The sequence below is a fragment of the Pseudonocardia sp. SID8383 genome (genome assembly GCF_009864975.1).
GTDB classification, from domain to species: Bacteria; Actinomycetota; Actinomycetes; order Mycobacteriales; family Pseudonocardiaceae; genus Pseudonocardia; species Pseudonocardia alni.
Window position 1 is genome coordinate 1 of record NZ_WWFY01000210.1, and the last position, 6,486, is coordinate 6,486.

Genomic DNA, 6,486 nt, shown 5'->3' on the forward strand with positions numbered 1-6,486 from the left:
GTCGCCGCGTCGAGCTCGCGCAGCGCCGTCCGCGGGGCGGCGAGCGACTCCGCGGTCAGGGTGCCGACGGTCTCGCCGTCGCGGGCGGGCACCTCCTGGCGGGCCAGGGCGACGGTGCCGGCGCGGTGCACGATCCCGGCGTCCGGCGCGAGCAGGCCCGCGAGGACGTGCAGGAGCGTGGACTTGCCGCGCCCGTTCTCCCCGACGACGGCGAGCCGCGAGCGGGCGGAGACGGTCAGCGTCACGCCGGTGAGGACGCGGTGCGACCCGCGGGTGACGACGACGTCCTCGGCACGCACGTGGGCGGCCGCGCCGACGTCGAGGGCGGGCAGGGGTGAGGACGGTTCGGGGGTGGTGTGCACGAGAGGGCTCCGCGGCATCCGAGATCGGAGCCGGGCAGCACGGGATGCGCCGCCCGGCGGGGACCGGGACGGCGGACGCGGTTCGGAAGGGGTGAAGGGCGCCGCCGTCAGCGGGCGGTGCGGACCTTCTGCGACCAGATGCCTCGTGCCATGGTGTCGACCCTAGCCATCGGCGCACGGCCGTGTCGTCCGGTTTCCGTGCACCGTCGACCCCGCCCCGCGCAGGAGGACCCGATGACCGCCCGAGCCGTGCCGTTCCTGACCTTCCAGCCGCCGCGTGGCCCGAGCGCGAGCGAGGCGATGGAGTTCTGGACATCCCTGTTCGACGACGGCGAGATCGTCTCGGTCACCCACCGCCCCGACGATCCGAACGCGGTGGTTCTCGCCGAGTTCGTCGTCGCCGGGCAGCGCCTGCGGTGCAGCGACAGCCCGCCGGTGCACCAGTGGGACTTCTCCCCCGCCGTCTCGCTGTGGGTGGACTGCGAGTCCGGCGACGAGCAGGAGCGGCTGCTGGCGGCGCTCGCGACCGGTGGGCGGGAGTTCATGCCGCTCGACGACTACGGCTTCGGCCCCTTCGCCTGGGTCGAGGACCGCTTCGGCGTGTCTTGGCAGCTCGCCGCCCCGGCCGCCTGAGCAGCGCTCAGATCCCCCGGCGACGCGCCCGTAGGAGGACGACGAGCACGACGACCAACGCGACCGCCCCGGCCACCGGGAGCGGGAACCCGGTGCGGAACGACCACCACGGGTGCACGACGTCGAGCCCTGCCCGCACGGCCCACACGAGGGTGAGCACGACACCGGCGACCAGGACACCGAGCAGCACCGCCCGGACGGTCTCGACCGCCTGGACCTCACTGCGTTCCCGGTGACGCTCCACGACCCCGCCCTGCCCGTTCGGCACGGTGATCAGAAGGGCGCGACGACGGCGCCGGCGTCGTGGTCGTGGTCGTGGTCGGCCGCGTCCGGCAGCGGATCGGTGAAGACCCGGTGGTCGAACGGCCGCGTCGTCGCCCGGCGGCCGCACGGTGCCACCCAGATCAGGCTGCCGTCGGTCCTGGCGAGCACCTGCCAGCCCGGTGCGTCCTTCAGCGCGTGGTCGGCCCGGCACAGCCCGAACAGGTTCTCGGCGCTGGTCGGCCCGTCCCCGGCCGCCCACGGCACGTGGTGGTCGAGGTCGCGGACCCGTCGGCTGCACGCCGGGCCGCGACAGGTGCAGTCCCGCGCCCGGACGTGGTCGGCCATCGCGACCGGCGGGCGGTAGCGGGTCCGCCCCACGTCGAGCAGCGTGCCCGACAGCGGGTCGGTCACCAGCCGCTGCCACACCCCGCCGGCGGCGAGGGCCCGGGCGAGGTCGGCGGGGATCGGGCCGTGCCCGACCAGCTCGCCCGGTGCCGCGCCGCCCATCAGCGTGCTGAGCGGGACGACGACCTGGATCAGCGGGTGTCGGCCCACGGCCTCCTCCGGGTCCGGCTTCGCGGCGAGCACCCGCGCGACCGCTGCGAGCAGGCCGTCCTCGTCGGTGCCCGCCCCGAGCGCGTCCCGGACCGTGCCGACGTCGGTGAGCGTCAGCGTGCCCTGCAGCAGCTGGTGGGCGAGGTCGACGCGCCTCTGGTCCAGGGTGCGGTCGTCGCACGGGTCGTCCAGGGAGCGCGCGAGCCGGTCGACGCACTGCCACGACGCCTCCACCTGCGCGGCGGTGCCGCCCAGCCACAGCGAGCCCATGCCGTCGTCACCCGGGGAGAGCGACATCCGCCGCTCCGACCGGGCCCGCTCGTGGCGCTCGCGGGCGCCGTCCGGGTCGACGCGGGCGATGTGGCGGCGCAGCCGGTCCCGCAGCAACCGGCGGTGCGCCTCCGGAGCCCCCGGGAGGACCGCGGCCTGCACCCGGCGGGCGCGCTCGTCGTCGAGGACGAGTGTCGACGACGAGATCGCCTCGGCGGCGCCCTGGTCGATCGCCCCCGACTCCCACGCGGCCAGGGTCTCCGGCAGCACCTGGGCGAACCGCTGCGCCTGCCCGATCAGCGACCGCGCGTGGTCGCGCGGGACCCGCAGCACGATCGCCACCTGGTCCGGCAGCCAGCGCGAGACGGGCTGCACCGCACGCGGGTCCGCGCCCGGCGGCGCGGCGCCGCTCCCGGCCGGGTGGCGCTCCGCGATCTGCGCGACCGACCGCATCCGCAGGGCGGTCGAGCGCCGCACCCAGTGCTCGGCGCCCTCCAGGACGTCGAGCACCTGCAGATCGGTGAGCCGGTCGGGCGGGGCTCCGGCGACCAGGCACCGCAGCGCCTCCCAGGCGACGTCGTCGATCCCGCCGGAGGGGTCGGGCGGGGGCTCGGGACCACACATCTCGCCGCACAGGTCGATCGCGAGACCGTGCGGGCACCGGATCGCCTCCTCCACCGCCTCACGACGGCGCCGGTGTTCGAGCCAGGCCGGGTCGTCGGCGGGATCGGTGTGGCTCAGCACGTCCAGCACGTCCACCTGATCGATCATATGTTCGATTATAGATCTCCTAGCTGGACCTTTCCAGGTCGTTCGGCGCTCGCATCCGCCCGTCCGCCGCAGCCCGGCAGCGGACGATCCCCGCGCACCGGCTCGCGCCGCCGCCTCCCCGACCTCATCACGCCTGGGCCTCGCGCCCCCGCGGCCACTCCCCGAGCCCCCGACCGACGCGCCCGCCGGAGCACAGCGGTCGCGCCTCGACGGCCAGGCCGTCCCACCACGACTCGAGCTCCGCTCCGAAGACGGCGTCCCTGACCCGACCACTCGGCTGGACGGCGGAGGCGCGCGACCCCCGCACGCGCGAGGATGACCCCGTGCCCCGTCTCGCCGTCCCGCTGCTCGCCGCCCTGGCGCTCCTCGCCCCGACGAGCGCGACGGGTGCGGCGACCGCGGCGAGCGGGACGACGAGCCCGGCGGCCAGGGCCTCGTGCATCGCCGACCCACCCCGCTCCGCCCACGCGTTCACCGGCACCGTCGCCTCGACCTCCGCCGACGGCCGCGTCGCGCAGGTCCGTACCGACGACGGCCGCGACGTCCAGGTCGTCGGCTCCCCCACCCCCCGACCGAACACCGCGACCTCGGTCGACCGGTCGTACGCCACCGGGACCCGCTACGAGTTCCGTCCGCTGAACCCGGCGAGCCCGTACGAGGACAACATCTGCACCGCCACCCACGAGGTCGCGGCCGCGCCCGCGGTACCGCCCGGGCCTCCGGCGACCACTGTGTCGGCGGGCGCGTTCGTGACCGCCCTCGTCGCGCTCGGGGTCGTCGTCCTGGTCGGGACCGCGGCGGCGTTCCTCGTCCCGAGCCGCCGTCGCCGCAACCGCCGACGGCGCCGGCGCGCCTGACTCACGGCCCGGAGAGCAGGTCCCACCGGTTCCCGGCGACGTCGCGGAACACCGCGACCGTGCCGTAGGCCTCCACCCGCGGCGGTCCCTCGAACTCCACCCCGAGCGCCACGAGCCGCTCGTACTCCGCGGCGGCGTCGTCGACCTCCAGGAAGTGCCCCACCCGCCCGGCGAACTGGTCACCGACGACGGCCCGCTGCCGGTCGCCGTCGGCGCGGGCCAGGAGCAGGCCGGTGTCGGCGCCGGGCGGACGCACCACGACCCGGCGCTTCGCCGCCCCGGTCGTCGAGGTCGTCGCGGGCGAGTCCTCGACCAGCTCGAAGCCGAGCACGTCGACGAAGAAGGTGATCGCGGCGTCGTAGTCGTCGACCACGAGCGTCGTGTAGCGCAGCCTCATACCCTCACCTCTACCCGACGCCGGGCCGGCGCGGAGGCCACCAGCACCCCGCCGACGACCACCACCCCGGCGACCAGCTCGGTCACCGACGGCCGCTCCCCCAGCAGCACCATCGCCAGGCTCATCCCGACCACCGGCACGAGCAGCGAGTGCGGCGCGACGAGCCCCGCCGGGTAGCGGCGCATCAGCCCGGTCCAGATCCCGGCGGCGAGCACGGTCGCGACCAGCGACAGGTACACGAGCGCGACCAGCCCGGCGACGCCGTCGGGGGTCACCATCGCGACGACGTCGCCCCAGGCGCCCGGACCCTCCACCACGGCCGAGGCGGCCAGCATCGGCACCGGCGGCACGACGGTCATCCACAGCGTCAGGTGCAGCGGGTCGACCGCCTCGCCGTCGCGCTGGGCCAGCCGGCTGCACAGGTTCCCGGCCGCCCAGCCGAGCGCGCCGAGCAGGGTCAGCACGACCGGCAGCAGCGCCGCGGACTGGGCTCGGGCGAGGGCGATGCACCCCAGCCCGAGCACGGCGACGCCGATCCCGGCCCACTGCCGCGGCGTCACCCTCTCGCGCAGTAGCAGCGCACCCAGCACGAGCGTGAACGGTCCCGACGCCTGCAGGACCAGCGACGCGAGCCCGGTCGGCATCCCGGCGTACATCCCCAGGAACAGGAAGAGGAACTGCACCGTGCCGAACCCGAGCCCGTAGCCGACGAGCCAGCGCAGCGGAACCCGCGGCCGCGGCACGAGGAGCACCGTCGGGACCGCCAGCACGAGCATCCGCAGCCCGGCCAGGAACAGCGGCTGGAAGTGCTCGAGCCCGACGTGGATGGCGATGAAGTTGGCGCCCCACAACACGGCGACGACGACGGCGAGCAGGCGGTCACGAACGGTCACGGCGTCCACGCTGCCGTCCCGAGACCGTGCAGACCAGCGACAACAACTGAAACGATGTTGTAGCTTTCCTGCATGGACGTGCGGCGGCTCCGGATCCTGCGCGAGCTCGCCGACCGCGGCTCGGTCACCGCCGTCGCCGCGGCGCTCAACTTCACCCCGTCCGCGGTGTCCCAGCAGCTCAAGGCACTGTCCCGGGAGGCGGGCCTGGAGCTGACCGCACCGGACGGGCGCGGGCTGCGGCTCACCGCGGCCGGGCGGGCCGTCGTCGACGGAGCGCAGGAGGTGCTCGACGCGCTGGGCCGGCTGGAGGAGACCACCGCGGGCCTGCGCGAGCAGCCGCTGGGCACGGTCCGGGTGGTGTTCTTCCCGTCGGCGGCCCGGCTGCTGCTGCCCGGGCTGCTGCGCCGGGCGTCGGCCCACCCCGGGCTGGCGCTGTCCTGCCGTGACCTCGACCTGCGCCCGGAGGAGGTACCGGCCGCCGCGGCCGACGCCGACGTCGTCGTCACCCACCACGACGAACGACTCGACCCGCTGCGCACGGGCCGGCTCACCGTGCACCCGCTCCTGCGCGAGCCCCTCGACGTCGCCCTGCCCCCGGACCACCCGCTGGCCCACCGCGCCGAGGTGCACCTGTCCGACCTCGTCGACGCCGACTGGATCTCGGTCGCCGTCGGGTGGCCGGTCGACGACGTGCTCAGCTCGCTCGCACTGGTCACCGGCACCGTGCCGCGGGTGGTGCAGCGGATCAACGACTTCTCGGTCACCGAGGAGCTCGTCGCCCACGGGCACGGCGTCGCGCTGCTGCCCCGCTACTCCACCGACCACCGCGACGGCGCCCGGCTCGCACTGCGCCCGCTCGCCAGGGTGCGGGCCGCCCGCCTGGTGCGGGCCGTGACCCGCGGTGCGGTGACCCGGCCCGCGGTGCGGCTGGTGCTCGACGAGCTGACCGGCGAGGCCGCGGCCGTCAGAGCAGCCGGGTGACCTTGTTCAGGCCGTCATAGCGGACCGAGGTGACCCGCACACTCGCGCCCGAGTACGGGGCCTCGAGCATCTTCCCGTCGCCGAGGTAGATGGCGATGTGGTGGGTGCGGCCGCCGTCGGCCCAGGACAGCATGTCCCCGCGCCGCATGTCCGAGATCGGCACCAGCCGGCCGGCGTTCGCCTGGTTGCCGCTGTAGCGGGGCAGGTCGACGCCGACCCCGGCGAAGGCGAACTGCATCAGCCCCGAGCAGTCGAAGCCGACCTTGCGGAAGTCGCCGTGGGCGTCGGCGACGCCGCCGTCGCGGATCCCGCGGGTCGGTCCGCGCGAGTTGCCGCCACCCCAGGCGTAGATGGTGCCGAGCTGGGCCATCGCCCGGTCGATCACGGTCTCGATCGCCGCCGACCCGGTGCGCCGCGGCGCGGGGCCGTCCGACGGCGCGGGCTCCTGCGCGACCCGCGACGCCGCCTCCTCCCGGGCCTGCCGGTCGGCCTCGGCCTGGAGC

Annotated in this window: 9 protein-coding genes; 3 read left to right on the plus strand and 6 right to left on the minus strand. The window is 75.6% G+C overall.

Going from position 1 to position 6,486, the window contains the following annotated elements; all coding sequences use genetic code 11:
- A partial coding sequence (locus GTW08_RS05115; RefSeq protein WP_346009852.1) for an ATP-binding cassette domain-containing protein occupies positions 1 to 362 on the minus strand: 362 nt, incomplete at its 3' end.
- A gap of 234 nt (positions 363 to 596) precedes the next feature.
- Here GTW08_RS05115 and GTW08_RS05120 point away from each other — a divergent pair.
- Entirely contained in the window at positions 597 to 995 is a 399-nt protein-coding gene (locus GTW08_RS05120) for a VOC family protein (RefSeq protein ID WP_073574765.1), read from the plus strand.
- Positions 996 to 1,002: 7 nt separating this feature from the next.
- On the opposite strand, the gene GTW08_RS05125 is transcribed toward GTW08_RS05120, so the two are convergent.
- Together GTW08_RS05125 and GTW08_RS05130 are read right to left on the minus strand one after the other, a co-directional pair.
- Entirely contained in the window at positions 1,003 to 1,263 is a 261-nt protein-coding gene (locus tag GTW08_RS05125) for a hypothetical protein (RefSeq protein ID WP_073574764.1), read from the minus strand.
- 5 nt (positions 1,264 to 1,268) lie between these two features.
- Positions 1,269 to 2,855, minus strand: coding sequence for an HNH endonuclease signature motif containing protein (locus GTW08_RS05130; RefSeq protein ID WP_073574763.1), 1,587 nt, complete (start codon positions 2,853 to 2,855; stop codon positions 1,269 to 1,271).
- Positions 2,856 to 3,178: 323 nt separating this feature from the next.
- Between GTW08_RS05130 and GTW08_RS05135 the strand changes: the two genes are divergently transcribed.
- The gene (locus GTW08_RS05135; protein ID WP_073574761.1) at positions 3,179 to 3,712 is read left to right on the plus strand and encodes a hypothetical protein; all 534 of its coding nucleotides are present in this window, start codon (positions 3,179 to 3,181) and stop codon (positions 3,710 to 3,712) included.
- A gap of 1 nt (position 3,713) precedes the next feature.
- On the opposite strand, the gene GTW08_RS05140 is transcribed toward GTW08_RS05135, so the two are convergent.
- Positions 3,714 to 4,109, minus strand: a complete 396-nt coding sequence (locus GTW08_RS05140; protein ID WP_073574760.1) for a VOC family protein — start codon at positions 4,107 to 4,109, stop codon at positions 3,714 to 3,716.
- Positions 4,106 to 5,002 carry an EamA family transporter gene (locus tag GTW08_RS05145; protein ID WP_073575294.1) on the minus strand — a complete coding sequence of 299 codons (897 nt, stop codon included), beginning with the start codon at positions 5,000 to 5,002 and terminating at the stop codon, positions 4,106 to 4,108. Before GTW08_RS05145 ends, GTW08_RS05140 begins: the two co-directional genes overlap by 4 nt.
- 72 nt (positions 5,003 to 5,074) lie before the next feature.
- Here GTW08_RS05145 and GTW08_RS05150 point away from each other — a divergent pair, with 72 nt between their 5' ends.
- Entirely contained in the window at positions 5,075 to 5,983 is a 909-nt protein-coding gene (locus GTW08_RS05150; protein ID WP_161151484.1) for a LysR family transcriptional regulator, read from the plus strand.
- Here the strand turns inward: GTW08_RS05150 and GTW08_RS05155 are convergent.
- On the minus strand, positions 5,967 to 6,486 hold a 520-nt coding region (locus GTW08_RS05155), incomplete at its 5' end, for a C40 family peptidase (protein ID WP_161151485.1). The genes GTW08_RS05150 and GTW08_RS05155 overlap by 17 nt on opposite strands.

Excerpts from the sequence above, each read along its gene's own strand:
- GTW08_RS05120 (WP_073574765.1), top strand. The coding sequence starts at position 597 with ATGACCGCCCGAGCCGTGCCGTTCCTGACCTTCCAGCCGCCGCGTGGC.
- GTW08_RS05130 (WP_073574763.1), bottom strand. The coding sequence starts at position 2,855 with ATGATCGATCAGGTGGACGTGCTGGACGTGCTGAGCCACACCGATCCC.
- GTW08_RS05140 (WP_073574760.1), bottom strand. The coding sequence starts at position 4,109 with ATGAGGCTGCGCTACACGACGCTCGTGGTCGACGACTACGACGCCGCG.
- GTW08_RS05150 (WP_161151484.1), top strand. The coding sequence starts at position 5,075 with ATGGACGTGCGGCGGCTCCGGATCCTGCGCGAGCTCGCCGACCGCGGC.